Source organism: Bradyrhizobium sp. CB1015 (assembly GCF_025200925.1).
Taxonomy (GTDB): Bacteria; Pseudomonadota; Alphaproteobacteria; order Rhizobiales; family Xanthobacteraceae; genus Bradyrhizobium.
On the sequence record NZ_CP104174.1, the window covers coordinates 4,592,980 to 4,618,450 of the forward strand.

Here is a 25,471-nt window from a genome sequence, read left to right on the forward strand (position 1 = left end):
AGAGACTGCAACAAGCCAAGAGGAGACGCACGTGCTGGATCTTATCAACGTCGATTATTCCACCCGCATCCCAAACAATGTCGGCTTGTCCGAGGACCGCACGGTTCTACGCGCGCTCGAGGGCTGGCATCCCGGCTATATCGATTGGTGGAAGGACATGGGCCCGACCGGCTTCCAAGAAGCCTTGGTCTATCTGCGCACCGCCGTCTCGGTCGATCCCAAGGGCTGGGCGAAGTTTGGGTACGTCAAGATGCCGGAATATCGCTGGGGCGTGCTGCTCGCGCCGCAGGAGGAGGGGCGCAAGGTCAATTTCGGCAAGCACAAGGGCGAGCTGGCTTGGCAGGAAGTGCCCGGCGAATATCGGGCGATGCTGCGCCGCCTGATTGTCATCCAGGGCGACACTGAACCAGCATCCGTCGAGCAGCAGCGTCATCTCGGCGCCACAGCGCCCTCGCTCTACGACATGCGAAACCTGTTCCAGGTGAACGTCGAGGAGGGACGCCATCTCTGGGCGATGGTGTATCTCCTGCACAAATATTTCGGTCGTGACGGTCGGGAGGAGGCGGACGAGCTGTTGCGTCGCCGTTCCGGCGACCAGGACAGCCCGCGTATGCTCGGCGCCTTCAACGAGAAGACGCCCGACTGGCTGTCATTCTTCATGTTTACCTTCTTCACCGACCGTGATGGCAAGATGCAGCTCGAGAGCCTTGCGCAATCGGGCTTCGATCCGCTGTCGCGCACCTGCCGCTTCATGTTGACGGAAGAGGCCCACCACATGTTCGTCGGCGAGACCGGAGTCGGCCGCACCATCCAGCGCACCTGCGAGGCAATGAAGGCCGCCGGCATCGAGGATCCCAATGACATCGCAAGGATCCGCGCGCTCGGCGTCATCGATCTGCCGACGATCCAGAAGAAGCTCAACCTCCACTATTCACTGACGCTGGATCTATTCGGGGCCGAGATCTCGACCAACTCGGCGAACTTCTACAATGCCGGGCTGAAGGGCCGCTTCCAGGAGACCAAGATCGAGGACGATCACGTGCTCACCAACGCGGTCTATCCGGTGCTCAAGCTCGTGAACGGCCAGATCACCAGCGTCGACGAGCCGGCGTTGACTGCGCTGAACATGCGGCTTCGCGACGACTACAGCAAGGATTGCGCTGGCGGCGTCGAGCGCTGGAACAAGATCATCGAGAAGGAGGGCGTCAGGTTCCGCCTCGAGCTGCCGCACGTCGCCTTCCATCGCAAGATCGGTGAATTCCGCGACGTTCACGTTTCGCCGAAGGGCGTGATCCTGTCGGATGCCGACTGGGCAAAGGTCCGCGACGGCTATCTGCCGTCGCTGTCCGATGGCGACTTCATCAACTCCCTGATGACGCCGACCTTCGAGGCCGGGAAGTATGCAAGCTGGATCGCGCCACCGAAGATGGGCATCGACAACAAGCCCGGCGACTTCGAGTACGTCCAGATCGCCGCTTGAGTTGAGGCAACCTAGCCGTCCCACCGGTGGCGGGGCGGCTCTCTCTTTGGGCTGGCACCGATGAACGCGCCGCTGAAACAGCATCTGATCGATCCGGAAATCTGCATTCGCTGCAACACCTGCGAAGAGACTTGTCCGGTCGATGCGATCACGCACGACAGCAACAACTACGTGGTCGATGCGACCAAATGCAATTTCTGCATGGATTGCATCCAGCCGTGCCCGACCGGCTCCATCGACAACTGGCGCATTGTCGCCTCCGCCTATTCTCTCGAAGAGCAATTTACCTGGGGCGAGCTTCCGAAACAGGAAGATCTTGCTGCCGGGGTGGATGGCGAGGCCATCGACGCCGACGTGCTGTCGCTGATCGAACAGGCGCATACGGGAACCGGGGGTAAGTCGGTGGCACCTGCCTCGGCTTCGAAGCCGGCAGTCAATCTGTACAACCGCGACAAGGCAGCGGTCGCGACGGTCACCGGCAATTATCGCCTCACCCACGAGGAATCCGACGTCGACGTCCATCACATCATTCTGGACTTCGGTGAGACCGTGTTTCCCGTGCTGGAGGGGCAATCGATTGGCATCGTGCCTCCGGGCACCACCGCGGATGGCCAGCCACACGGCGTGCGGCTCTATTCGATTGCGAGTCCCCGCCATGGGGAGAAGCCAAACACCAACAATCTCGCGCTCACAGTGAAGCGCGAACCGAACGGCGTCTGCTCGAACTACATTTGCAACCTGAAGAAGGGCGACAAGGTTCAGGTCACTGGGCCGTTCGGTGCAACCTTCCTGATGCCGAACGATCCTGCCGCCAACGTCGTCATGATCTGCACGGGTACGGGCTCGGCGCCATTCCGCGGCTTCACGGAATGGCGGCGGCGGTCGATGCCGAATGCCTCCGGGCGGATGGTGCTGTTCTTCGGCGCAAGGCGGCCGCAGGATCTGCCCTATTTCGGTCCCCTGCAGAAGGTGCCCGAGACCCTGTTGCGCAAGCACTTCGCCTATTCCCGCGTGCCCGGCGAGAAGAAGGTGTACGTGCAGGACCTGATGCGTCGCGAGGAGGCGACCATTGCGGAGCTGCTTCGCTCGTCGGCGACGCACATCTACGTCTGCGGCCTGAAGGGAATGGAGCAGGGCGTTGATGCGGCGCTGGATGATGTCTGCCGCTCCAATGAGGTGCACTGGCACGAATTGCGGGACGCGATGCGCGCGGAAGGCCGCTACCACGTCGAGACTTACTAGGTTGCTGCCTAAGGAATTTACGAGGAGAGAGGCAATGAGCGAGCTTCTGCAAAATTATGTCGGCGGTCGCTGGGTCGCGGGCACCGGCCGAGGCACCCCCTTATACGATCCGGTGCTCGGCACCGAGCTTGCACGCGTGGACACCACGGGGCTGGACATCGACTTCGCCTATCGTTCTGCGCGCGAGGCCGGTGCCGGACTGCGCGCGCTCACCTATCGCCAACGGGGCGAGCTGCTGAGTGCGATCGTCAAGACATTGCAGGCCAATCGCGAGATCTATTATGAGATCGCGCAGGCCAACACCGGGACCGTCAAAAACGACTCGGCGGTCGATATCGACGGCGCGATCTACACCATCTCGACATACGCCAAGCTGGCGACGACGCTGGACGATCGCCCATTCCTGTTCGATGGCGACGCTTCGCCGCTGGCGAAGGAGGCCGCCTTTCAGAGCCAGCACGTGTGCGTTCCGATCCGGGGGCTCGCCCTTCTGATCAACGCCTTCAACTTCCCGGCCTGGGGCATGTGGGAGAAGGTGGCACCCGCATTGCTCTCGGGCGTGCCCGTCGTCGTGAAGCCGGCGACCTCGACGGCATGGCTTGCCCAGGCGATGGTCAAGGACGTCGTCAATGCCGGCATCGCTCCGCCCGGCACGATCTCGATCATCTGCGGCAGCTCGGCGGGCCTGCTCGATCATCTCGAACCGTTCGATGTAATCTCGTTTACCGGATCGGCGGAAACCGCCGGTCTTGTCCGTGCACATCCGGCCGTCGCGCAGCGTTCGGTCCGCGTCAATATCGAGGCCGACAGCCTCAATTCGGCGATCCTGGCTGAGGGGGAGGCGGGCGGTGGTCCGGCCTTCGAACTTCTCGTCAAGGAGGTCGCGCGCGAGATGACCCAGAAATCCGGCCAGAAATGCACCGCGATTCGCCGCATCTTTGTTCCGGCCGCGCTCTATGACGAAGTTGCCGACGCGATCTCGATGAGACTGAGCAAGGTGAGCGTCGGCAACCCGCGCAACAGTGCGGTTCGCATGGGTTCGCTCGTCAACCGCGCGCAATATCAGTCCGTGCACGACGGTCTCGCGCGGCTGCGCGACCTAACCAACGTCCTGCACGACGGCGCGAGTCATCCGCTGATCGATGCGGAGCCCGACATATCCTGTTGCGTGGGTCCCACTCTGCTTGGTTCGCCGGATCCGGACCGGGCTGGCCTGGTTCACGACCTTGAGGTGTTCGGCCCGGTCGCGACGCTGATGCCCTACCGCGACGAGGCGCATGCGCTTGAGCTCGTTCGCAGAGGACAGGGGTCGCTGGTCGCGTCTCTCTACGGCGCCGACCCGGAACGGCTGTCAGGGCTTGCGCTCGAACTCTCCGACAGTCACGGCCGCGTCCACGTCGTCAGCCCGGACGCCGCAGATGTGCAGACCGGGCACGGCAACGTCATGCCGCAGTCGTTGCACGGCGGACCCGGACGGGCCGGCGGCGGCGAAGAGCTGGGTGGAGCGCGTGCTCTCAACTTCTATCACCGGCGTACCGCGATACAGGGCTCCAAGACCCTGGTCGCAGCACTCAAAGGTTAGAGACGATCATTGCAATTGCGGGGAGGATACGATGGACCAGATTTCGGAGCTCGCTTCGGCGCACGTGCCGTCGCCGCCGGAAGCCTTCAATTTCGCGGCGCATTTGCTGTCGTTGAATGAAGGCCGTGCGGCCAAAACCGCCTTCATCGACGACACCGGCGCAATCGGCTATGGCGAGCTCGAGGCGCGCGTTCGTCGCCTGGCTTCGGGATTGCGCGAGCTCGGTATCAAGCGCGAGGAGCGCGTGCTGTTGCTGATGCAGGACGTCAACGACTGGCCGGTCGCATTCCTTGGTGCCATCTATGCGGGTATCGTCCCGGTCGCCGTGAACACGCTGCTGACTGCAGATGACTACGCCTACATGCTCGAGCATTCGCGCGCGCAGGCTGTGATGGTGAGCGGGCAGGTGCTCCCGGCCTTGAAGGCGGCGTTGACGAGATCCGACCACGAAGTCCGCAAGGTGGTCGTGTCCCGTCCCATCGCACCGCTGGATTTCGGCGAGGTCGCCTTCGATGCCTTCATCGAAGCCCATGCGGCGATGGCGCGGCCGGCGCGCACCCACGCCGATGATCCGGCCTTCTGGCTGTACTCGTCGGGCTCGACCGGTCGCCCGAAGGGCACCGTGCACTCGCACGCCAATCCCTACTGGACGGCCGAGCTCTATGGGAAGGCCACGCTGGGTCTCTCCGAGAACGATGTCTGCTTCTCGGCGGCCAAGTTGTTCTTCGCCTACGGCCTCGGCAACGCCCTGACCTTCCCGCTGTCCGTGGGCGCGACCACGATCCTCATGTCCGACCGGGCGACTCCCGAGGAGACGTTCAGGCGGCTGACCGGCGGCGTCGGTGGCGTCAAGCCGACCGTTTTTTTTGGCGCGCCGACCGGATTTGCCGGAATGCTGGCGCACCCGGCCTTGCCAACGCGCGATCAAGTCGCCCTCCGACTGGTGTCGTCAGCCGGCGAGGCCTTGCCGGCGGAGATCGGCAAGCGCTTCAAGGTGCATTTTGGGGTTGATATCGTCGACGGTATCGGGTCGACCGAGATGCTTCACATCTTCATCTCCAACCGCCCGGATGACATTCGCTACGGCTCGACCGGTTGGCCGGTGCCGGGCTATGACATCGAGCTGCGTGACGAGGAAGGGAAATCGCCGCCCGACGGCGAGCCAGGCGATCTCTACATCCGCGGTCCTTCCGCTGCGATGATGTATTGGGGCAATCGCGCCAAGACGCGGGAGACGTTCCAGGGCGGCTGGACAAAGAGCGGCGACAAGTACGTCCGAAATTCGGACGGCACCTATACTTATGCCGGCCGCAGCGACGACATGCTCAAGGTGAGCGGGATCTATGTCAGCCCGTTTGAGGTCGAGGCCACGCTGGTCCAGCATCCTGCGGTTCTGGAAGCGGCGGTGATTGGTGTGCCCGATGTGGAGGGATTGACCAAGACGAAAGCGTTTGTGGTGCTCAAATCAGGCGCCACAACGACCGACACGGAGCTGAAGGCGTTCGTCAAGGATCATCTCGCCCCTTACAAATATCCTCGCATCATCCAGTTTGTCGAGGAATTACCGAAGACGGCGACTGGCAAGATCCAGCGCTTCAGGTTGCGAGAGATGGAGAAGGCGGTTGCGTAGATGAGACCGCCCCCAAGCGGTCACGGTACGGGCACAGTTCAAGGAAGTGACGCCGGCGGCCAAGATCGGGCTGCCGAGCGCGGCAGCCACGATCGAATCCGCCGAGATATGGCCCGCGGCGCAACTATTGGACCATTGCCTCCTATCTCGCCATCAAACCCAAATCGCGGCGGAGGTGAGGGGCTCGGCTCTCCATTGTCGAACCGTCACAAAGCGGACGGTTCGATCCGGCTCCTTCCGCAAGCTTGCGCGAGACCAATTCCACAATGGCCCGTTCTCAGTTTGACGTGACGACGAGGTTGGTCGGGCGCCTAAGCTAACCGAGCCGTGCCGAGAGCGAACTCTCGACAGGCGATGGGGATCAATGTGGTCCGGCTCAAATGGGCGCCGACTAAACGGGGTTCCGAAGGTGTTTGACGAACCAGTCACGCGCTGCGGTGGCAGACTGGGTAAAAGGCTCGTTCTGATAGGCACCAAAATGCCCGCACGCCAGTTTGACGAATTCCTTCGGCTCCTGCGCCCGGTCAAACACCTGCTGAGCGATTCCGATCGGGATCAGGTCGTCGTGCACTGCACCGATCATCATGAACGGACGGGGCGCGATTCGGTCGACGTAGGCAGCCGGCTCGAAGCTCGAAATCATTTCGAAGCTTCGAACCGTCACTTCATTCCTCCAGTTCGGAGCTCGATTGCCGGCCTCGGTGCACCATTCCCAGGCCTCTCTGGTGGGAAGAACGCAAGGCGTCTTGGCCGGATCCTGCGAAACAACGGGCATCGTCATCGGCAGTTTGCCTGCCGCCCGCTCGGAACGCTCGGCAGAAAACAGACCTGCCAGTTGATCGCGTGCCTCAGGCGGTAAGTGGCTCCAAAAGGCACCGCCGCTGAGGAACGGAATTTGTGCCACAACACACTGGATGCGGGGATCAATCGCAGTCGCTTGGATGGCAACACCGCCGCCGTAACTAGACCCCCAAGCACCTATTCGCTTGGAATCCGCGCGCGGTAGTGTCATCGCGAAGGTAATTGCATCGCGAAAATCAGCAATCTGCTGAAAAGGATCGATCTCATGCCGAACGCGACCCTCGCTGTCGCCAAACCCACGCGGATCGTAAACCAGGACGCCAAGACCGGCTTGCGCGAACAGGCTGGCGTAGTTGTCGAGATAGAACTCCTTCACGCCGCTAAATCCATGATGCAGAACGATGATCGGCGCGCTTCCCGAAGTTGTGTTTTTCGGGGGGAAATGCCATCCGCGCAGGGCCGTTCCGTCATCTGCTTTGAAAGTGATATTCTCGGCTTCAACAGCGAGCGGTTTCTCGGTAATCATCGTTCTCTCCCCTCGGAAATTTTTTCGGGCTGTACGCACAAGCGTGAAGGAACGTACGCCAACAACGAGGGGAGCATCTGGTACGGCGGCGAACCGCGATTAGGACAGCTGCGAACAGAGAGAAGCAGACGCGCGCGAGAAGTGTGGGTCTCCACCACCCTTCAGGTCGCGGTATACCGACGTGCATAAGCTTTGGGGGCTATTCCGAAACGTTGTCGAAATAGCCGAGTGAAGTGAGAAGAATCATTGAATCCCCACGTGAAGGCAATTTTGGTAATGGTTTCGTGGGGCGTCTTACATTGCAGCGCGTAACGGCAAGCGTCTAGCCGCCGCTGCCGGATCCACTCCGAAACCGTGATGCCCTGTCTTGCAAACAGGATCTGAAGGTATCGAGTGGAAACGCCGAAATGAGCGGCCACGCGATCTGCATTTAGGTCCGGGTCACGCAGGTTCGTTTCGAGATACCGAATGGCAGAATCAATGGTGACCGGGCGTTGATCAATGTCGCAGCCCTCGCTTTGTGCACGCGCCGCCCTTGCGACAAGTTCCGCGCCGACATCCACTGCAGTCGAAGCATGAGGATCGGCGAGCGTATCGAGCTGGCTTGCGAAGGCGTTGAAATAGCCCGCCAGGAGCGGAGAAAGCGCGCTCCCGTGCGGCAAACGGAGAATGGAGGGCGAAATCAGGTCAGGCCACAAGCTGCGCACCCGCTTATCGGGGAGGAAAATCATGATTTTCCGGAGCGTTTCTGTAATCTCGAACTGCAAATTCGCATGCTGGCTATTCCAGACAACAACATCCCCCCGGTCGAAGCCTAGCCGCTGCGTGCCGATCGCGCCACGTTCTCGGCCGTCAGCGATGAACATGATGGCAACGAATCCGGTTGCGGCGTTTCTTCGAACTCCGGTGCAGCCGCGGCTCACCCGTGCGTCGACGACCAGCGTATCGGCGAACTGCCGGAGGCGCGTGTCAAAGGGCTGGCCGGCCGATCTCGATGGCTCAATTCGCCAATCTTGGATCGGGTCCAATCGCTGCAAGTCTGCACGCGCCTGGGGACCATGCCTGTGGAGAATCGGTGCATCCATTGCCAAGCTTCCCTCTTCAGCTCCACCCCTTGTGGATTTTCACTGCGACTATTTCTCGGTTGCTGAACCCCGTAAACCAGGACCAGCGTTCAGTCCGACCAGGCGGATCAACTCCGCACTGCTCGCAACCCCCATCTTCTTCATTACATTCGCTCGATGGACGTCGACGGTCTTGGGGCTGATGTCGAGCGCGACGGCGATTTCTTTGCTGGTCCGGCCATCCAGAAGGCCATGAAGAACGTCGTGTTCCCGGGCGGATAGCTGTTTGATTAAGCCGTGGATCTTGAGATCTGCAAGGCGCCGGGTGTGCCGCTCTCCGGCGAGACGCATGGCCCGCTGGACCGAAGCCAAGAACTTGTCGGGATTGAAGGGCTTCTGAATGAAGTCGGTCGCCCCCGCCTGCATGGCGTTGACGGCCGCGGGGACGTCGCCATGGGCGGTCAGAAAGATTAGTGGCAGATCGTGCCCCGATTCGGCGATCCTGTTCTGCAATTCCAGACCGCTCATCTCCGGCATCCGAAGGTCCACCACGGCACAGGCAGCGCCGTCGAATTGTCCGAGCGCTTCCAGAAAGGCCGAGGCCGACGCGAAGGCGCGCGACCGGATCTTCACCGAGTCCAAGAGCCAGGCCAGGGCATCCGTTACGTCCTTCTCATCATCGACGAGAAAAACCTCCACGCTGATCGGGTTGGGGCGGATCATAGGTCATGCCACGCCGGAAGCGTAAAGCGAAAAGTAGCGCCTGTGCCACGCTGTGGAAGATAGCGCAGGTGGCCGCCATGCGACTCGACGATAGTCCGACTGATCATCAGACCCATACCGAGCCCAGACGGCTTGGTGGTGACATAGGGTTCGCAGAGCCGCGGGATCAAATCCTCAGGAACGCCGGGGCCGTTATCGGAGACTTCAACGTAGAGCATGCGACGGGAGTCGGTGCCGACCCGTACTGTGATACAAGGATCGCGTGTATCCGCTTCGCGAATGGCCTCGATCGCGTTGATCAGCAGATTTGTCAAAACCTGTTGAATCTCGATAGCGTTGCATCGCGCGTTGGGAACCTTGGTGGTCGCTGAGGAAACGATCACGTCGACTTGAACGCCGCCAGAGCGGATAGGTTGCTGGAGCAGCAGCAGCGTTCGATCGATCAGTTCACCGAGAGGCACGGACTGGAACAGCGGCTTGTGCCGCGACACAAAACCTCGAACGTTTCGGATAATCTGAGCCGCCTGATCCAGGTGGGCTGACGTCTTCTCGAGCACATGTGCGAGTTCTCCGAGATCAAGTTGTTCAGCACCCAACCGATGTCGAATGCCGCTCAGGTAGCTTTGGCAAGCGTTGAGCGGTTGTCCTAGCTCGTGCGCGAGGGCCGAGGCCATCTGTCCCATCAGAGATAGGCGTGATGCATGCGCCAATGCGGCATGTTGTTCATGTTCTCGTTCCCGCTGCCGGCGGTTCTCGGTGACATCCGCAAAGGTAAACACGACGCCGCGGCGGCTGGTCACCAGCGGGGCGCCGATAGCGGCGATGTGTCGAAGACGCCCGGGCGCTCTTATCCAGGCGAATTCGAAGCGCTCGACAGCCAGCCGTGCGGTCGCGTGATCACGTAGGAGGCTGGACAGCGAGCAGGTCTGACCGTCAGGCAAGGCGACTCTCGAGCTGTCGTCCATGAGTTCTTTGAGCCGGGTGCGTGATTGGACTCCAAAATAGCTCTGAAGCGTGCGGTTCACTTCCACGATCGCGCCTTCCGCGTCGACGACTAGAACGCCTAACGGCAAATGGCGAAAGAGGGTGCGGAATTTTTCGCCAGTGGCCGCGGATGCCGCCTGTAACGTTTTTCTCCGTTCAATCTCCGCCTTGAGAGCCTCGTTGGTCCTGCGGAGATTCGATGTTCGCTTTTCGATGGTGTTCTCGAGCTGTTGATTGACGCGCCGCAGCTCGTTCTCTGCGTTCCTCTTATCTGTCAGGTCTTGCACGACCCAAACCGAGGGGCCGACCATGTCATTGCGGCGAAGGAGCCGGCCGGAAATGCGACACCAGATGAGCGAGCCGTTCTTGCAGGCCATCGCGCGTTCGTGCGTGTAGAAGCCGTCGCGCGAATAGCCCGCCATCAGGCGGCCGACGTCGTCATAGTCCTCTTGCGTGACATAGAGCTTGCGAACCGGTTCGCCGTCCAGCTCACCGGCGTTGTAGCCGAAGATCTCAGCCATGCGGGCATTGGCCCACAGAAACCGCCGGTTCTGCATATAGCTGATGCCGACGATCGTATTTTCCAGCACGAGACGCCAGGGAAAGTCCGTCCCCAGTTGATCCACGACGCCAGTCTCTTGCGCTGACGCGGAGATGGGGAGCGTGTTTGGCGGAGCAAGCTGCATTCCGTCTAATTACATCCACTGCAGGTCAACCGGAAGCCCGTTGCCTTGGCGACATGTTTGTTTCCGGCTCGCCGCGGATTGCTGCATTGCACTAAGCAATTGCCCTAGTCGATTGGGAATCGGTCCGAATAGACGCTGCCGGTGGTTCAAAGCACGATCAGCCCAACATCGCGACAAGCACGCGGCGAAAATGGGAGGAGAGAGCATGTTCACCGTGGACATCGACACCGGCGGTACGATGACCGACGCGCTGGTTTCCGATGGTGCCGCTCGGCACGCCTTCAAGGTCGATACCACTCCCCACGACTATACCGTGTCCTTTCTCGCCTGCCTCCAAGAGGCCGCGAAGGCCATGCAGTTTCCGAATGTAGAGGCCTTCTTGAAGAAGGTCAGCCTGATCCGGTGGTCTTCGACCATCACCACCAATGTGCTGGCGGAAAGGCGCGGTTCGAAGGTGGGGCTGTTCGTCTCGAAGGGGCAGGAAGACGCGCTCTACGGCAAAGGTCGATCGCCGATCGTCGGCGAGCTCGTGGCCGACGGCGCCGTGCTGGGACTGCCTTCGGATCCGACGCCCGCCGATGTGCTAAGCGGCGTCAAGCAGCTCCTGGAGGCTGGCGTTCGTCGTATCTGTGTATCGCTCGCGGGATCGTTTCCGAACAACGGCGCCGAGAACGCCATCAAGGAGGTGATCGAGGATCAGTATCCCGACCACATCATCGGCGCCATCCCTGTTCTGTTGGGTAGCGAGATGGCGCAACTGCGCCACGATCAGACGCGTGCGCACTACTCGGTCATGAACGCCTATACTCATACTCAGCTGGCGACTTCATTGTTCAAGGCCGAAGATCTGCTGCGAGACGAGCACGGCTGGAACGGTGCGCTGCTGATCGGCCACACCAGCGGAGGTGTAGCGCGCATCGGCAAGACCAAGGCAGTGGATACCATCGAGTCCGGACCGGTGTTCGGCACCTTTAGCGGCGCGCACATGGCCGGCCTGTACGGCTTCAGGAACGTTGTCTGTTTCGATGTCGGCGGCACGACGACCAAGGCTTCCATCGTTCGCGATTGTGCCCCCGTGTTCCAGCGGGGCGGCGAACTTATGGAAATTCCCGTGCAGACCTCGTTCGCCATGTTGCGGTCCGCGGCGGTCGGCGGAGGGTCTGTCGCCAAGGTCCGCAAGGGCTCGGTCACGCTTGGTCCCGAGAGCATGGGCGCGGCGCCTGGCCCGGCCTGTTACGGACTGGGCGGCGATCAGGCGACGCTGACCGACGCTCTTGTCTTCCTGGGCTATCTCGACCCTGCGAACTTTCTGGGCGGGCGCCGGGCGCTCAAAGTGGAGCTGGCTCGCGACGCTATCGAACGCAATGTCGCAAAGGTGCTGGGCGTCTCGACCGACGTGGCAGCCTTATCGATCCGGGATGAGGCGGTTGCCATGATGACGAAGCTGGTCGGCAATACCCTCAAGGAGGCGGGCATCGACGCAAAGGACACGCCTCTCTTCGCATTTGGCGGCAACGGACCGATGTTTGCGGCGTTCATCGCGGACCAGCTTGAAATGCCCTCGACCATTGCATTCGACCTGGGACCGGTATTCAGTGCCTTCGGCTCCGCCATTTCCGATGTGGTGCACCGGTATGAGCAGGGCGTGGATCTGCGATGGGACGAGGCGGCGCCCGAGAGCCTCGCCCCGGTCGTCGCCTCGATGCGGACCCAGGCCGAACGCGATCTGCGCGGCGAAGGCTTCGATCCGGAGAAGGCGACGTTCGTCTGGGAAGCCGACGTTGGGACATCGGATAACGATGTGGCAGCAGTCAGCTTTGATTGCAGCGACAAGGACCCGTCGTTGATCCTCGGCGCGCTCGCGCGAGCGGCAAAGCCGTTCGCCGCCAATGCGAAGAGTCAATTGCGGGCTGTCAAGTTGTCGACGCGCTACATTGTCGGATCGCACGGCGTAACCAAGCGCACCAATCGCGTTGCAACGGAACGCCCAAACACGCGCGAGACACGGTTTGTCGCCGGCAAGCGCGAGGAAGTCCGGGTGTATCGCTGGGAAGCGCTGAACGTCGGCGACATCATCAAGGGCCCTGCTGTCGTGAACGGTGCAACGATGACGTGTCCGCTTCCGGCGGGATGGCGGCTCACAGTCGACGACTACGGTAATGCGCGCATGCAGCGCGGCTGAACGGCACTCCAGCGCGGGAAACGACAAATGTACGAGAAGATCCGGTTCACCGAATATCTCAATCTCGATCTCAACAACGATAAATGGTGCTGTCACGACTGCGGCACTCAGCTGATCAGCGCGCGCGAAAACTACAGGCGCGGCTGTCTAGTCGCCGAGCGCATGCCGGAAGAGATCCACAATCCCGTGATCGACGGCGAGTATACGTTCGCACCGGACAAGGACTGGGTTCGAATCCTGGAATTCTATTGCCCGAACTGCGCGCGGCAGATCGAGACAGAGTATCTGCCCCCTGGACATCCCATCACGCACGATATCGAGCTCGACATCGACAGTCTGAAGGCGCGGCTTGCGAGCGGTGATCTCGTGATCCGCGAGGGAAAGCTCGTCAAGCCGGCCGGGAGCGCCAACGCGGATAGCCCGCGCGGGTGACCGCGGTTCGTTGGCCAAGAACAAATTTCAGGGGTTTGTCATGAGCACGTTGACGACAAAAGACGCAATCAACTCGGTCGACATCGACGTCGGGGGGACATTCACAGATCTGGTGCTGACGCTCGACGGCGAGCGCATCATCGCCAAGTGTCCGACGACACCACACGATCTCTCCATCGGGTTTCTCAATGCCATCGAGGCAGGTGGCGACAAGGTAGGGCTCACCGTCGAGGAGCTGCTTCCCAAGATCGACATCATCCGCTACAGCACGACGGTAGCGCTTAATCGTCTTCTGCAGCGACAGGGACCCAGGATCGGTCTCCTCACGACTGAGGGCCACGAGGATGCAATTCTGATCGGGCGGGGCGCGCAATGGACCGACGGCCAGCGCGTGGCCGAACGACGCAATATCGCGGTTCAAAACAAGCCCTATCCGCTGATCGATCGCAATCTGATTCTCGGTGTGAAGGAACGGGTGGATTCCGCGGGGCAGATCGTCCGTCCGTTGGACGAGGATGACGTCCGCGAGAAGCTTCGTCTTCTGATGGATCGCGGAGCGCGAGCGATCGTGGTGTCCCTTCTATGGAGCTTCATGAATCCGGCCCACGAGAAGCGAGTACGCCAGATCATTCGTGAGGAATACAAGGAATACCACATCGGCTTCGTCCCAGTGGTGCTGTCGTCGAGCGTAGTCAGCAAGCTCGGGGAGTACGAGCGCACGATGACGGCCGTGCTCGATGCCTATCTCCAGCGCTCCATGCAGAACGACATCGGCGCGACCTGGGACAAACTCAGGGATAAGGGATATCGCGGCGCCTTTCTCATGATCCACAATTCGGGAGGTTCGGCGGATATCTTCAAGACGCCGGCGAGTCGCACCTTCAACGGCGGTCCGGTCGCGGGCCTCATGGGATCTGCCTACTTTGCCAAGAAACTCGGTTTCAACAATGTGATCGCGGGTGACGTCGGGGGGACCAGCTTCGACGTCGCGCTGGTGGTCGAAAGCAGTGTGCGGAACTACACGTTCCGGCCCGTCATCGACAAATGGATGGTCAACGTCACGATGATGCAGACCATCTCCGTTGGTGCGGGAGGCGGATCGATCGCGAGCGTCAGCAATGGACGCATCACCGTCGGGCCGCGGAGCGCGGGGTCGATGCCGGGACCGGTCTGCTACGATCTCGGCGGCACCGAACCGACGGTGACCGACGCCGACGTTGTTCTCGGCTACATCAATCCGGACACATATTACGGTGGCCGGATGCCCCTCAACAGGTCGCTGGCCGCCAAGGCGATCGACGAGAAGGTCGCCAGGCCGCTGGGCATCTCGACCGAGGAGGCCGCGGCCCTGATCAGGCGGGTGGTAGACGAGAACATGGCCGGCGCGATCAAGCGCGAGGTGCACATGCGGGGCTATCATCCGGAGGACTTCGTGCTGTTCGCGTTCGGAGGGGCGGGACCGACGCACATGAGCGGCTTGCGCGGCGATGTCCCCAAGGCGGTTGTCTTCCCCGCGGCACCGGTGTTCTGCGCCATGGGAAGCTCGATCATGGATATCGTTCATATGTACGAACAGAGCCGCCGCATGGTGTTCATGGAGCCGATGTCCGAACGGCTTGTAGTCGACCGCGAGCAGTTCAATGCGACGGTCAGTTCGCTGATCAGAAGGGCCGAGGCCGATCTGCGGAGTGAAGGGCTCGAGGTGGCGGATGCCGCCTATTCGCTGGAGCTCGACATGCTTTATGGCGGCCAAGTCAACCTCAAGCGCGCCTCATCGCCATGCCTGCAGATCAGTTCCGACGCCGACGCTCAGGCCATCTACGATGAGTTCGAACGTGAGTTCAGCGAGGCGTTCTCGCCGCTGGTAGTCAACAGGCCCGGCGGCGTGTTTCTGGACAATTTCGTGCTCCGCGTCACGGTGCCAACCTGGAAACCGGATGTGGCCGAGTATCCGTTGGGCGCCGCTGATCCGTCGCCCGCCCAGATCGGCGAGCGCAAAGCCTATTGGCCAGAAAGCAAGGCGTGGGTGAGCACGCCGATCTACCAGTTCGAGCAACTGCAGGCGGGCAATGTGGTGACCGGACCTGCGGTAGTCGAGGCGGAGTTGACCACCATCGTGGTGCCGCCAGGGCAGAAGTTCGCGATCGACCAGCATGGTCTTGGCATTCTCGAAGCGCTCAACCCGCCGCCGCCGCGCAAACGGATTGGTGCCCAAGTCGCCGTGGCAGCGTGATCGCAAGGACTCAGGAGACAATCAATGCCGATTCCCTCACTCGAACAGAAGCTGACTTGGCTGAAGCCGACGCCCCCGACTCAGCGGGAACTGGAGCTTGCGGCTCAGATCGACCCCGCAACCTTTGAAATCGGGTTCCAGCGGACCAATGACATTCTTGACGAGGGGATGGACGTGTTCGTTCGCTCGTGCCGCTGCGCAATGGGGATCGCCGGCGACTCGCTCGTCGCAATCATGACCGCCACCGGTGACATCGTGAACGGCAGCTGCGGGACCTATTTGCATGCTGTCATTCCTCCGCTCGTTATCAAGTACATCCTCGAAACGTACGGTAACGAGATCAAGGATGGAGATCTCTGGTTCGCGAACGATGCCGTCTATGGCGGCGTTCACAATCCCGATCAGATGGTGTGTATGCCGGTGTTCTATGACGGCAAGCTCGTGGCCTGGACTGCGGCGCTGGTTCATACGACCGAAACCGGTGCGATCGAGCCAGGCGGTATGCCGGTCTCGGCCTCGTCCCGGTTCGAGGAAGGCATGAACGTCCCGCCAATGCGCATCGGTCGGAACTTCAGGCTCGACGAAGACGTGGTTTCAATGTTCGTCGCCTTCGGCATCCGCGCACCCTCGATGATCGCCGTTGATCTCAAGGCCCGCTGCACGACCGCCGACCGGGTGCGCACCCGGCTGATCGAGCTGTGCGACCGGGAAGGGCCGGACTATCTGACGGGGCTGTTCCGAAGAATGCTCCAGGAAGCCGAGGCGGGCGCAAAGGCACTCATCGAGCAGTGGCCGGACGGCAAGTACAGGTGCGTCACCTTCAGCGATGCTGTCGGCCTCAAGCAGGGGCTTGTGCGCAGCTGCTACATGACCGTCGACAAGAAGGGAGACCGCATGCTGGTGGACCTTTCCGAAACCGGTCCCGAAACGCCATCTCCTTACAACGCACATCCACAGGCGGCGATCGCCCATTTTTCCAACTACATCTACGAGTATCTCTTCCACGCTCTGCCGATCTCGAACGGCACCTTCGCCTCGATCGACTTCAAGTTCGGCGTGCGGACGTGTCTATCGCCAGATCCGAGGGCCGCGACCTCCTGTTCGGTCATGATCTCGACGGGCGTGATGAGCGCGGTTCACAACACCTGCGCGAAGGCGATGTATTCGACCGCGCTGTGGAAGCAGAGTGGTGCATCGATGGGCAATGGCGGCAACGCGCTGGTGTTGGCGGGACTCAATCAGTGGGGCGCGCCGTTCGCCGACATGCTGGCCTATTCGATCAATACGGAAGGGCAGGGCGCACGGCCGACTGAGGATGGAATGGACGCCTTTGGCTTCCCGTGGTGCGTGTTCGGACGCGCACCCAACACCGAACAGGTCGAAAACGAGTTTCCGCTACTCGTTCCTCTCTCCAATCATTGGAAGGACTCTTGCGGGCACGGCAAATACCGCGGGGGCGTCGGCACCGTGCAGATGTGGGTCGCCCACCATGTGCCCGCTGTGTATATGATGGCGATCGCCGACAACACCAAGTTACAGACGCCGCAGCCCCTGTTCGGCGGCTATGCGCCGTGCACCGTGCCCGGGATTGGAATCCGAAACGCCAATGTCAAAACGCTGATGGCGGAGGGCAGCAAGGCGCTCGACCTGGATATTCAGACATTGCTCACTGAGAGGCCGATCGAAGGCAATTACGAGATCGAGTTCCAAGGAAGGTCTGTGCGGCCCTACAACAACGGCGACGTCGCCACTTTCGCGTTCAGCTGCGGCGGGACCGGCTATGGCGATCCAATCGATCGCGACGCCAAGGCGATCGAGCAGGACATCGTCAAGGGGGTATTGTCTCCTGAAGCTGCCCGCCATGTCTACAAGGTGGCGTGGGACGAGACGGATCGTCGGGTCAATCTTGAGCAGACAGCGGAGCTGAGGACCCAGGAATTGCTCGCCCGCAAGGCACGAGGCCGTCGTTACGACGAATTTGAAGCCGCGTGGCTCAAACAGAAGCCACGCGACGAGATCCTGACCTACTATGGGAGCTGGCCCGATGCGCGGGAAGTTATGCCGCTCCTGAGAGCCTGATGGCGAGGCGGCGTCATGTGGCGCAAAAGGATGCAGGACTTCTCCCGATCAGCAGGGAAATCGCATGCCCCTCTCTTCGCCCCCTTACTGTTCGGTGTATCGGCCCAGATCGAGTCGATCACGCCGGAGACTATGGCCCACGATCCAACGAAGCTTCGCAAGAATGTTGGAGAGCTTCGCCGTGTCTTGGGGCTAAACGCAGTCTATTGCATCGCGCCTGGCGAAGCCGAAGCGCAAGCCATCGGTCCGGTGGGGTCGGAGATCAGCCCGGAAACCGTTGCCAGGCAGGAGAGCATCGCCGCGTCGCTGGAAGCGGTACACCAATGGCAAGCCGATACCAGCGAGCCGGTCATCATCGCTGCCGTGCACGGACCGGCGATGCTGCTGAGGAGGTTGCGGGCGGCGGGCGGCGACGCCTCCGACGAGACGAGCCTCCAGCACATTGGCCGCGGGCTGGCGGCCATCGTTCGGGTGTTTGCGGAAGCCGGAGTGCACGTCGTGCAATTCCACGACGACGCGCCCTCGGACGAAGCTGTCGAGCTCTGGAAAGGAGCGCTCGGCACCGCTGGCAATGTCGCACGCTTTCATCGAGTGTCTCCTGTTCTGGTCATCCGCCGCGGGACGATCGATCCCTGGCCGGCGCAGGCCATTCCGTGTCCGACCCGCGAGCAACATCCCGGTGCCTTGTCCCGGCTCCACGGCCGCGCCTGGTCTGCCGAGCCGAGTCAATGGTCTCGCTTGCCCGGTGAGGAGGCAGTCGAACGTATCGTAACGACCGTGGCAGAGGTCCGCGATGACATTGAGATCGGGGCACTCCTAGGCGACGTTCGGCGGATCAGGGAAGACTGATGACGACTACCTCGCGAGAGTATTGGAACGAGCAGCTCGAAACGCTGCCGTGGACCGAGGTCGAGCGCTGGCAGGCCGAACGCATCGCGCCGGCGATTGCGAAGATTCGTGCCCGCTCGGCGATGTATCAAGAGATGTTCGCCGATGTGCCGGGCGAGGTGAAGGTTCTCCGGTTTGCTGACTTGGCCGGGCTGCCGTTCACGATGAAGGACCATATCAGAGCCGCACAGGATGCGGCGACGGACGAGCGGCCGCTCGGCGACAATCAGGCCGCGCCGCTGAAGAGTATCGTTCAGGCGCTGAGCTCCAGCGGTACGACTGGCAAGCCGCTCTATTATGGATTGACCGCGCGCGATTGCGAGGTGTTCTCCGACGCCATTGCCAACACATGGTTCACCGCCGGCGTTCGCGCCGACGATGTCGTCGCTCATCTCGTAGGGTTGCCGATGGTGGCGGGCGGCCTGCCGTACGCAGACGGGTTTCGCAGACTAGGTGCGACACTCGCGTGGCTCGGCGGCTTTCCCACCGACAGGATTTTGCGGGAGATGCGCCGGCTCCGCTGTACCGCATTGCTCGCAACGACGTCGTTCGGGCTTTACCTATCGGAACAATGGGACACCGTGGGGCAGGAGACGGGGATCCCGTCACGCTTGGGGAAGGTGCTGTGCGGAGGCGAACCTGGCCTGAACCAGCGTGATATCCGCGATCGGATCACAGGCGGTCTCAACGTCTCGCATTTGCGGGAAGTAATGGGCCTGGGCGACGTGATCTCGGGCATGTGGGCTGAATGCGAGCGGCATGAAGGCATGCACTTCAATGCTCAAAAATATGTCGCGATCGAGCTGATCGATCCTGATAGCGGTGACGTACAGCCCTGGCGTGAGGGAGGGACCGGAGAGATCGTCTATACGACGTTCGATCGCGAGGCGACGCCGATGGTTCGCTACCGGTCGCGCGACCATGCGCTGGTCGTCGGGATCGGATGCTCGTGTGGGCGTACGTCACCGCGCATTCGCTGCATCGGCCGGACCGACGACATGCTGATCTACAAAGGCATGAACGTGTTTCCGGCGGCCTTGAGGGACCTGATCAGCTCCAAGTTCGCCGGGCAGGTGCAGCCGATGTTACGGGTCTGGAAGGAGACGAAGGATCAGGTCCGCTTCGACGATCCGATCTCGGTGGATGTCGAAGCCGTCGACAATCTATCGGGCGACAGTGCGGAAACACTCCGTCGGGAGATTGAGGCCGAAGTCCGCAGCCAGCTGCAGATTCGGATTCGCGTGATGGTGCTTGAGCCAAAGAGTATTCCGAAGAGTGTCTACAAGACCTCGCTGGTTGCGGTTCGCAACGGTTGAGGGTGTTCGGCGGAAGACGATCAATGAAAAAGGAAAACCCGCAGGGAGGTAAGTATGACCAACAGACTGGCGGACAAAGTGGCGGTTATCACCGGCGGCGGAGCCGGTATCGGGAGAGCTATTGCGAAGCGGTTTGCTGACGAAGGAGCCCATGTAGCGATAGCGGACATTGGATCGACGGACGATGTCAAGCGCGACGTGACGGTCGCGGGTCGACGATTCTTTGCATCGCGCTGTGATGCATCGCGGCCGGATCAGGTCGAAGCGTTCGCAGAGGGTGTTCTCAAAGAGCTCGGCAGGTGCGATATTCTGGTCAACAACGTTGGGATCTATCCGTTGAAGCCATTCGACGATCTCAAATTTGAAGACTGGAAGCGGATCTTCGAGATCAATGTCGACAGTCAATTTCTCATGAGCAAGGCGTTCGTTCCGGCCATGAAGCAGCGCGGGTGGGGGCGGGTCATCAGCCTTACCTCGACAGTATTCTGGCTGAAGATTGATGCCTATACGCATTACATCAGCACCAAAGCGGCAAATATCGGGTTTACCCGGGCGTTGGCAACCGAGCTGGGACCGCACGGCATTACTGTCAACGCGATCGCGCCCAGTCTGGTTCGTACGGCAACAACCGAAGCATCGCCCCTCGCTGAAATGTTCGAAGCGCTGCCTGAGATGCTTCAATCGATCAAGCGCACGCAGGTACCGGAAGATTTGACTGGCGCCGCTGTGTTTCTCGCGAGTGACGATTCGGCATTTGTGACCGGTCAAACGCTCGCGGTAGACGGCGGCATGGTTCGTCACTGACTTACGGAAGAGGAGAGCCGCGGGACGAAGTCATGTCTGTGCCGTGTTTGTTAGGAGCTTGGTGAAAGCATGAAATTCGAAAATGCCGTGATCCCTGTTGACCAGATATGGTCGTCGCCATTCGTGCGTTGGCAAGGTTCGCTTGCGGACGTCTCCAGCATCGACGTTGCCGTTGCGGTTACCCGCGACGCCCTCGCCGCCAGGCGCGTGAATCCGGAAGAGATCGACGGATTGGTGGTGGGAATGACAATTCCCCAGCCGAACTGCTTTTACGCGGCGCCCTGGATCGCATCGCAGCTGGGTGTGCCGGGCCTCACGGGTCCGGTCATCGCACAGGCTTGCGCGACGTCGGTTGCCTCACTCGCCAGTGCGGCAGCTCAGATCGAGCTGGAAGGACGCGGGACCAAGCTAGTGGTCACGACGGATCGAACCAGCAACGGCCCGCTTCTGGTCTATCCTCGTGGCGACGGAATGGGGGGAGCGCCGGCGACAGAACACTGGGTGCTGGAGAGCTTTCGCGCCGATCCGAATACGGGGCAGTCGATGGTGCACACGGCGGAAAACGTTGGACGCGAGGGCAAGATCAGCCGCGCGGCACTTGATGAGCTGACGCTTCAGCGCTGGCACCAGTATCAGGACGCTCTCAAGGACGATCGCGCGTTTCAGCGCGGTTACATGCAGGAGATCGTGGTTCCGCGCGGCAAGCTAAAGGCGTTGCGTGTCGAGGCGGATGAAGGCGTTCACGCATATTCGGCAGAAGGTCTCGCTTCGCTGCGGCCTGTGAGCCCGGACGGCATCACCACGTTTGGCTCGCAAACGCATCCGGCGGATGGATGCGCAGGCGCGATTGTGACGTCGCGCGCGCAGTCCGTGGCAAGGGATGGAGGGGGCACCGCGAGGCTGCTTTCAGTCGCCTTCGCCCGGGAAGGCAAGGCGCAGATGCCGAAGGCGGCGACCAGAGCGGCGCAAGTTGCAATGGAGGAGACCGGGCTCTCTTTCGATCAGCTGAAGTGTGTCGTGACCCACAATCCCTTTGCCGTCAACGATATCTGGTTCGCCCAACAGACCGGCTATTCGCTGGCCAGGATGAATGTCTTTGGCTGCAGCCTCATCTACGGCCATCCGCAGGGACCGACGGGATTACGTGGCATCGCCGAACTGATTCACACTTTGCTCAGGGCGGGTGGCGGCATCGGGTTGTTCACGGGATGCGCGGCGGGCGACACTGGCGCTGCGCTCGTGATCCGGGTTGATTGAGGGACAATCGTGGCTGTCCGATTGACCACGCCGGTAACGATCCTGACCGGCTTCCTCGGAAGCGGAAAGACGACGTTGGTCAATCGGATCCTGCAGGAAAACCATGATGTTCGGATCGCCGTCATCGAAAACGAATTCGGACAGGTCGGCGTCGATGCCGAGTTTCTGTCGCGCAGCGATCAGCAAACAATTATTCAACTCGCGAATGGCTGCCTGTGCTGCTCGGTGCGAGGAGACTTGGCTCGCGCACTGCATGATCTCGCGTTGCAGGCACAGCAACGGGGCCTGTCGTTCGACAGAGTCCTGATAGAAACCACCGGGCTCGCCGATCCAGCCCCAATCATCCAGACCTTTCTGGCCGAAACCGCGATCGAATCCCTATTTCATCTCGACGGCGTTGTGGCGGTCGTCGACGCGGCACATGCCAAGGTCGAGGCGGAGCGGCCTGAGTTCCGTTCGCAGCTGGGATATGCCGACAGACTGATCATCAGCAAATCCGATCTTGTAACCAATGCGGAACGACAATCGCTGCAAGACGAGCTCACATCAATCAATCCTCGCGCGCCGATTGTTGCGGCCGATCTGCACCGATCCGGCATCTCGGAACTGATGGCGCATGTGTTCGATGTTCGGGGCTTTTCAAACGATCATATTCCATCGGAGGAAATCAATCGCATCTTGCGACGGTATGATGCGGACCTGCGCCTTCGTCCCCGGTTGCTTGGGAAGCATAGCCGCGGGGTGACGACCTGCATCTTCCGGTGCGACGCTCCATTGGATCTCGGACGCCTAAATAGGGCTCTGGATGCGTTAGCGACGATCCATGGGCAAAGGCTATGGCGGTGCAAGGGCATCGTACATTCACTCGGGTACCGCAGTCGTCTTGTGGTTCAGGGCGTGCAAGCGGTCATTCAAATTAGCGGTGGAACGATGTGGCGACCTTTCGAGCCTCGTCGAACGGTACTCATATTCATTGGTTTGGAGCTTGAGTCAGCCGCGATCCAAGAACGTCTCAATGACTGCAGGACGCTCGACGACAAGACGCCAGCAGTGCAGATGGATCCATCGATCAGAGACGAAAACTGAGGAAGCCATGAAGCGTGGCCAGGGTGGGGCGCCAGGACCTTCTCGCATAGAGATTAAAGAGTTCGCCGTTGATCGGCCCGTCGATCACCTACTTAGGCGCGTCGACCCGGTCGACGAAGGGGGCCAGATTTCGCCAAACCGCAGCATGCTCTAGCGGGTGAATGCCTTTGCCAGAGCGTCGGCGTGCCTGGTCAGGAGCCCGAGATCGGAACCGACGGCGACAAAGCGGAAGCCCCATTCGATGTACCGGCGCGCATCTGCCTCGGACGGGGTCAGGATGCCGGCCGGCTTGCCGATCGCGATGAGGCGCTTCACCGCGTCCTCGATCGCGGCCTGGACCTCAGGGTGCCAGGGGTTGCCGATATGGCCGAGCGAGGCCGAGAGATCGGCCGGGCCGATGAAGACTCCGTCGACGCCGTCGACCGATGCGATCGCTTCCAGCTCACGCAACGCCTCACCGGTCTCGACCTGGACCAGCACGCAGATCTCACCATCAGCCCGCTTCAGATAGTCCGGCACGCGCCCGTAATGGCTGCCGCGGCCGCTGGCCGTGATGCCGCGAACGCCGGCGGGCGGATAGCGGCAGGCGGCAACCGCCTTGGCCGCCTCCTCGGCGTTCTGGACGAAGGGGACGAGCACGGCCTGAGCGCCGATATCGAGTAGACGTTTCAGCAGGACCGGATCGTTCCAGGCCGGACGGACGATCGGGGTTCCGGTGCCGCCCTTCAGGGCCTGCAGCTGGACGAGGACGTCGGCTGCCTCGTTGGGGGAGTGCTCGGTGTCGATCAGGATCCAGTCGAAGCCGCTCTGGCCGATGATCTCGGCCACGATCGGGCTGCACAGGCTGCTCCACAATCCGATCTGGAGTTCGCGGCGGGCAAGCGCGGCCTTGAAGGCATTGGCAGGCAGGTCCACGGCGGCTCCCCTTCAGACGAACTGGACAGCAACGCTGCCGAGCGGCCCGAAATCGGCATGCAGCGTATCCCCCTTGTTAGCCCAGACGGGACGGGTGAAGGAACCCGACAGCATGAGATGGCCGGGCTGCAGCGTGATGTCGAATGGTGCGAGCTTGTTGGCGAGCCAGGCAATCGCCATCGCCGGATGGCCGAGCACGCCGGCTGCGAGCCCGGTCTCTTCGATCTCGGAGTTACGGTAGAAGACCGCGCCGACCCAGCGCAGGTCGATATCCTGCGGCCGGACCGGCCGGCCACCCAGCACGATGCCCGCGGCGGCGCCGTTGTCGGCAACGGTGTCGAAGATCTTGCGCGGCTCGGTGACGCGCGCGTCGATGATCTCGATCGATGGCACGACGTATTCGGTCGCGCGGAGCACGTCGACGAGCCCGACATTCGGGCCTTTCAGCGGCTGCTTCAGGATGAAGGTCAGCTCGGGCTCGACGCGTGGCACGCAGAAATTCTCGAACGGCACCTTGGCACCGTCGTTCAGGATCAGGTCGTCGAAGAGATAGCCGTAGTCTGGCTCGTCGATCTTAGACGATGCTTGCATGGCCTTCGAGGTCAGGCCGATTTTGTGCCCGATGATCTTGGCGCCGGCCTTCACGCGTTCATGCGCGACAGCCGAGGAGATGGCGTAGGAATCCTCGATCTGGATGTTGGGAAAACATCTGCGAGGGGCGCTCGCCCTGCCTCTTGGTGCGGTGGCTCTCCAGCAGGGAATGCACCGCCTGGGCGCGCTGGTCTTCGGTCAGCATCGTTCTTCTTTCCATCGGTTCGGGAAAACGGGACACACGACTGCACCCCGAGGGGCGGCCAGCCGAACGCGTCAGAGCTTCACGCAGACGTTGCGCAACTCGGTGTAGAACTCCATCGAGTGCGCGCCACCTTCGCGGCCGATGCCGGATTGCTTCGAACCGCCGAAGGGCGTGCGCAGATCGCGCAGAAACCAGGAGTTCACCCAAGCGATGCCGACATCGACCTGCGCCGCGACACGATGGGCGCGCGTCAGGTTCTCTGTCCAGATCGAAGTGGCAAGCCCGTAGGGGCTGTCGTTGGCGAGCGCGATCGCCGCATCCTCGTCGTCGAAGGGGACGATGTTGCAGCAGGGGCCGAAGATCTCCTCGCGCATCACGGTCGAACTCTCCGGCAGGCCGGTCCAGATCGTTGGCTGCACGAACGAGCCGGAGGAATAGGGGGCGGCCAAATCCGGCACGCCGCCGCCGGTGACGATCTCGGCACCCTCCGCCTTTGCCCTCGCGTAGTAGGAGAGCACCTTGTCGCGGTGGCTCTGGCTGATCAACGGGCTCAACGTCGTCGTGGCCTCGAAGGGGTTGCCCGGCTTGAGCTTGTCCGCCGCCTCCTTCAGGCGCTGCGTGAACGCGGCGAAGACCGGCCGCTCGACATAGACGCGCTCGGTGCCGAGGCAGACCTGACCGCAATTGGCGAAGACGGCGCGGGTGACGCCTTCGATTGCCTTGTCCATGTCGCAATCAGCGAACACGAGCGAGGCGTTCTTGCCC

General features: G+C 61.5%; 19 protein-coding genes and 1 pseudogene. 13 read left to right on the plus strand and 7 right to left on the minus strand.

Translation table 11 applies throughout. From position 1 onward, the window contains the following. Nucleotides 1-34: 34 nt before the first annotated feature. From boxB to N2604_RS21320, 4 genes are read left to right on the plus strand one after another with little or no spacing between them, the layout of a single operon-like run. Nucleotides 35-1,480, plus strand: a complete 1,446-nt coding sequence (boxB, locus tag N2604_RS21305) for a benzoyl-CoA 2,3-epoxidase subunit BoxB (RefSeq protein WP_260376279.1) — start codon at nt 35-37, stop codon at nt 1,478-1,480. A 60-nt stretch (nt 1,481-1,540) separates the two neighbouring features. Then, nucleotides 1,541-2,722, plus strand: coding sequence for a benzoyl-CoA 2,3-epoxidase subunit BoxA (gene boxA, locus N2604_RS21310; RefSeq protein ID WP_260370194.1), 1,182 nt, complete (start codon nt 1,541-1,543; stop codon nt 2,720-2,722). Between the two features lie 34 nt (nt 2,723-2,756). Next, entirely contained in the window at nt 2,757-4,304 is a 1,548-nt protein-coding gene (locus N2604_RS21315; RefSeq protein WP_260370195.1) for a 3,4-dehydroadipyl-CoA semialdehyde dehydrogenase, read from the plus strand. Between the two features lie 31 nt (nt 4,305-4,335). Beyond that, nucleotides 4,336-5,934, plus strand: coding sequence for a benzoate-CoA ligase family protein (locus tag N2604_RS21320; RefSeq protein ID WP_260370196.1), 1,599 nt, complete (start codon nt 4,336-4,338; stop codon nt 5,932-5,934). 391 nt (nt 5,935-6,325) lie between these two features. Here the strand turns inward: N2604_RS21320 and N2604_RS21325 are convergent, their stop codons facing one another. The 4 genes from N2604_RS21325 to N2604_RS21340 form a co-directional block, all read right to left on the minus strand. Next, nucleotides 6,326-7,261, minus strand: coding sequence for an alpha/beta hydrolase (locus N2604_RS21325; protein WP_260370197.1), 936 nt, complete (start codon nt 7,259-7,261; stop codon nt 6,326-6,328). Between the two features lie 161 nt (nt 7,262-7,422). Next, the gene (locus tag N2604_RS21330; protein ID WP_260370198.1) at nt 7,423-8,346 is read right to left on the minus strand and encodes a helix-turn-helix transcriptional regulator; all 924 of its coding nucleotides are present in this window, start codon (nt 8,344-8,346) and stop codon (nt 7,423-7,425) included. A 48-nt stretch (nt 8,347-8,394) separates the two neighbouring features. Next, nucleotides 8,395-9,048, minus strand: coding sequence for a response regulator transcription factor (locus tag N2604_RS21335; protein WP_260370199.1), 654 nt, complete (start codon nt 9,046-9,048; stop codon nt 8,395-8,397). Continuing rightward, on the minus strand, nt 9,045-10,658 hold the full coding sequence (locus N2604_RS21340) for a PAS domain S-box protein (RefSeq protein WP_260370200.1): 1,614 nt from the start codon (nt 10,656-10,658) through the stop codon (nt 9,045-9,047). The genes N2604_RS21335 and N2604_RS21340 overlap by 4 nt, the downstream gene beginning before the upstream one ends. Nucleotides 10,659-10,923: 265 nt before the next feature. Here N2604_RS21340 and N2604_RS21345 point away from each other — a divergent pair, with 265 nt between their 5' ends. From N2604_RS21345 to N2604_RS21385, 9 genes are all read left to right on the plus strand, one after another. Then, complete coding sequence (locus N2604_RS21345) at nt 10,924-12,900, plus strand: hydantoinase/oxoprolinase family protein (protein WP_260370201.1); 1,977 nt, start codon at nt 10,924-10,926, stop codon at nt 12,898-12,900. A gap of 27 nt (nt 12,901-12,927) precedes the next feature. Beyond that, nucleotides 12,928-13,332 carry an acetophenone carboxylase subunit beta gene (gene apcB, locus N2604_RS21350; protein WP_260370202.1) on the plus strand — a complete coding sequence of 135 codons (405 nt, stop codon included), beginning with the start codon at nt 12,928-12,930 and terminating at the stop codon, nt 13,330-13,332. A 112-nt stretch (nt 13,333-13,444) separates the two neighbouring features. Beyond that, the gene (locus N2604_RS21355; protein WP_260370203.1) at nt 13,445-15,565 is read left to right on the plus strand and encodes a hydantoinase/oxoprolinase family protein; all 2,121 of its coding nucleotides are present in this window, start codon (nt 13,445-13,447) and stop codon (nt 15,563-15,565) included. Nucleotides 15,566-15,589: 24 nt separating this feature from the next. Next, nucleotides 15,590-17,644, plus strand: coding sequence for a hydantoinase B/oxoprolinase family protein (locus N2604_RS21360; RefSeq protein ID WP_260370204.1), 2,055 nt, complete (start codon nt 15,590-15,592; stop codon nt 17,642-17,644). 30 nt (nt 17,645-17,674) lie between these two features. After that, entirely contained in the window at nt 17,675-18,493 is an 819-nt protein-coding gene (locus tag N2604_RS21365) for a hypothetical protein (protein ID WP_260370205.1), read from the plus strand. Next, on the plus strand, nt 18,493-19,848 hold the full coding sequence (locus tag N2604_RS21370) for a phenylacetate--CoA ligase family protein (protein ID WP_260370206.1): 1,356 nt from the start codon (nt 18,493-18,495) through the stop codon (nt 19,846-19,848). Before N2604_RS21365 ends, N2604_RS21370 begins: the two co-directional genes overlap by 1 nt. 54 nt (nt 19,849-19,902) lie before the next feature. Next, on the plus strand, nt 19,903-20,652 hold the full coding sequence (locus N2604_RS21375) for an SDR family NAD(P)-dependent oxidoreductase (protein WP_260370207.1): 750 nt from the start codon (nt 19,903-19,905) through the stop codon (nt 20,650-20,652). A 69-nt stretch (nt 20,653-20,721) separates the two neighbouring features. Continuing rightward, nucleotides 20,722-21,909 (plus strand): thiolase family protein, encoded by a 1,188-nt coding sequence (locus N2604_RS21380; RefSeq protein ID WP_260370208.1) that lies wholly within the window; start codon nt 20,722-20,724, stop codon nt 21,907-21,909. A 21-nt stretch (nt 21,910-21,930) separates the two neighbouring features. Beyond that, nucleotides 21,931-22,995, plus strand: a complete 1,065-nt coding sequence (locus tag N2604_RS21385; RefSeq protein ID WP_260370209.1) for a GTP-binding protein — start codon at nt 21,931-21,933, stop codon at nt 22,993-22,995. A gap of 150 nt (nt 22,996-23,145) precedes the next feature. On the opposite strand, the gene N2604_RS21390 is transcribed toward N2604_RS21385, so the two are convergent. From N2604_RS21390 to N2604_RS21400, 3 genes and pseudogenes are all read right to left on the minus strand, one after another. Continuing rightward, nucleotides 23,146-23,910 carry an HpcH/HpaI aldolase/citrate lyase family protein gene (locus tag N2604_RS21390; RefSeq protein WP_260370210.1) on the minus strand — a complete coding sequence of 255 codons (765 nt, stop codon included), beginning with the start codon at nt 23,908-23,910 and terminating at the stop codon, nt 23,146-23,148. 12 nt (nt 23,911-23,922) lie between these two features. Continuing rightward, nucleotides 23,923-24,706, minus strand: a pseudogene (hpaH, locus tag N2604_RS21395) (2-oxo-hept-4-ene-1,7-dioate hydratase). A gap of 71 nt (nt 24,707-24,777) precedes the next feature. After that, complete coding sequence (locus tag N2604_RS21400) at nt 24,778-25,434, minus strand: aldehyde dehydrogenase family protein (RefSeq protein ID WP_260370211.1); 657 nt, start codon at nt 25,432-25,434, stop codon at nt 24,778-24,780. Between the last annotated feature and the right edge of the window lie 37 nt (nt 25,435-25,471).

What these genes read in the sequence shown, in the direction of transcription:
- boxA (WP_260370194.1), top strand. Translation starts at nt 1,541, where the DNA reads ATGAACGCGCCGCTGAAACAGCATCTGATCGATCCGGAAATCTGCATT.
- N2604_RS21315 (WP_260370195.1), top strand. Translation starts at nt 2,757, where the DNA reads ATGAGCGAGCTTCTGCAAAATTATGTCGGCGGTCGCTGGGTCGCGGGC.
- N2604_RS21320 (WP_260370196.1), top strand. Translation starts at nt 4,336, where the DNA reads ATGGACCAGATTTCGGAGCTCGCTTCGGCGCACGTGCCGTCGCCGCCG.
- N2604_RS21325 (WP_260370197.1), bottom strand. Translation starts at nt 7,261, where the DNA reads ATGATTACCGAGAAACCGCTCGCTGTTGAAGCCGAGAATATCACTTTC.
- N2604_RS21330 (WP_260370198.1), bottom strand. Translation starts at nt 8,346, where the DNA reads ATGGATGCACCGATTCTCCACAGGCATGGTCCCCAGGCGCGTGCAGAC.
- N2604_RS21335 (WP_260370199.1), bottom strand. Translation starts at nt 9,048, where the DNA reads ATGATCCGCCCCAACCCGATCAGCGTGGAGGTTTTTCTCGTCGATGAT.
- N2604_RS21345 (WP_260370201.1), top strand. Translation starts at nt 10,924, where the DNA reads ATGTTCACCGTGGACATCGACACCGGCGGTACGATGACCGACGCGCTG.
- apcB (WP_260370202.1), top strand. Translation starts at nt 12,928, where the DNA reads ATGTACGAGAAGATCCGGTTCACCGAATATCTCAATCTCGATCTCAAC.
- N2604_RS21360 (WP_260370204.1), top strand. Translation starts at nt 15,590, where the DNA reads ATGCCGATTCCCTCACTCGAACAGAAGCTGACTTGGCTGAAGCCGACG.
- N2604_RS21365 (WP_260370205.1), top strand. Translation starts at nt 17,675, where the DNA reads ATGCAGGACTTCTCCCGATCAGCAGGGAAATCGCATGCCCCTCTCTTC.
- N2604_RS21370 (WP_260370206.1), top strand. Translation starts at nt 18,493, where the DNA reads ATGACGACTACCTCGCGAGAGTATTGGAACGAGCAGCTCGAAACGCTG.
- N2604_RS21375 (WP_260370207.1), top strand. Translation starts at nt 19,903, where the DNA reads ATGACCAACAGACTGGCGGACAAAGTGGCGGTTATCACCGGCGGCGGA.
- N2604_RS21380 (WP_260370208.1), top strand. Translation starts at nt 20,722, where the DNA reads ATGAAATTCGAAAATGCCGTGATCCCTGTTGACCAGATATGGTCGTCG.
- N2604_RS21400 (WP_260370211.1), bottom strand. Translation starts at nt 25,434, where the DNA reads ATGGACAAGGCAATCGAAGGCGTCACCCGCGCCGTCTTCGCCAATTGC.